This window comes from Psychrobacter sp. AOP3-A1-26 (genome assembly GCF_052378235.1).
In the GTDB taxonomy this organism is placed as follows: domain Bacteria; phylum Pseudomonadota; class Gammaproteobacteria; order Pseudomonadales; family Moraxellaceae; genus Psychrobacter.
In genome coordinates this window covers 1-1,206 of the sequence record NZ_JBQSXN010000177.1, presented here as the reverse complement: position 1 = coordinate 1,206, position 1,206 = coordinate 1, and the positions used below count along the sequence as shown (strand labels likewise).

1 protein-coding gene is annotated in these 1,206 nt (G+C 43.2%); it reads right to left on the bottom strand.

The annotated features are described in order from the left end of the window. Positions 1-134: 134 nt before the first annotated feature. Complete coding sequence (cysE, locus tag ACT3TU_RS14160; protein WP_413038380.1) at positions 135-1,007, bottom strand: serine O-acetyltransferase; 873 nt, start codon at positions 1,005-1,007, stop codon at positions 135-137. Positions 1,008-1,206: the final 199 nt, after the last annotated feature.

The window sequence follows — 1,206 nt, the reverse complement described above, 5'->3', positions numbered from 1 at the left end:
TAAACTAATAAATACGGCTTTCTGTTTCCATTATAAAAAACCCGAAGCCAATAGTTATGAATGGCTTCGGGTTTTAGCTTGAGACTATAATATATCTGTTCTTGCGAGCGTCAATCAGTGACTTAACGCTAGGCTTACTTCTGCTCAGCGTCCGCCTCATCCATATCTTTTTGACCAATTACGTCTAAATCCTCTAAACACAATTTATCGTATTTTTTCTTACAGAACTCTGGGTCAATCTTGCACATTGCTGTTTGCAGCTGATCGAGACGATTTTCTGATTGCTGAATATGCTCGAGCATTTTAGCAAAAGCTTCAGCAACAGGGTCGTTTGAAGAAGGGTCAATACCATAAGCCTGAAACGCCGTCGCCCGTACTGTGCTTTGGCTTGAGTCTTTATCCTGCTGGTTATCAGTTGTCCCTGCTTGTGCAACTTTTTCTTGTTGCTTGGTATCTTGCACCTTAGTGGTCAATGGGTTGCCTTTTTCATCGTGATGATCAGAAATCATCCGAGCGGCACTGCCTACCATGGTGGCACCAGCTGGTACAGGTTTTACCACCACGGCATTTGAGCCAATTTTAGCGCCTTTACCTACAGTGAAAGGGCCTAATACTTTGGCACCTGCACCAACGATGACCCCGTCTTCCAAAGTTGGATGACGTTTGCCATTGTTCCAAGAGACACCGCCAAGGGTGACGCCATGGTATAAAGTGACATCGTTGCCAATCTCAGCAGTTTCACCAATGACCACACCAACGCCATGGTCAATAAAAAAGCGTTTACCGATTGTGGCAGCAGGATGAATCTCAATACCAGTGATGATGCGTGAACCATAAGAGATCACACGCGCTGCAAGTTTCTGCTCATTTTGCCACAGACAATGGGCACCGCGATGCAAGATAAGAGCGTGGATGCCAGGATAAGTTAAGACAACTTCTAAGCTATTACGCGCTGCAGGATCGCGATTAAAGACCGCGTCGATATCTTCTTTTAAGTCTTTTTTAATGCTAGCAAGCGATTTGAACAAGGCGGTTGGCAATGACATAAAGCATCCTATCGTGTTTTTAATTACAATCTCTTTAGTTATAGCAGCTTTGCCTCATAAAATATAGCGATGAGTGATAAATAAGAGCAGATGGCAAAGTTATATGAACTTCTTACTTACAGGTAATCGTTTCCGAATTAGCTGTTGCTGGTAATATATT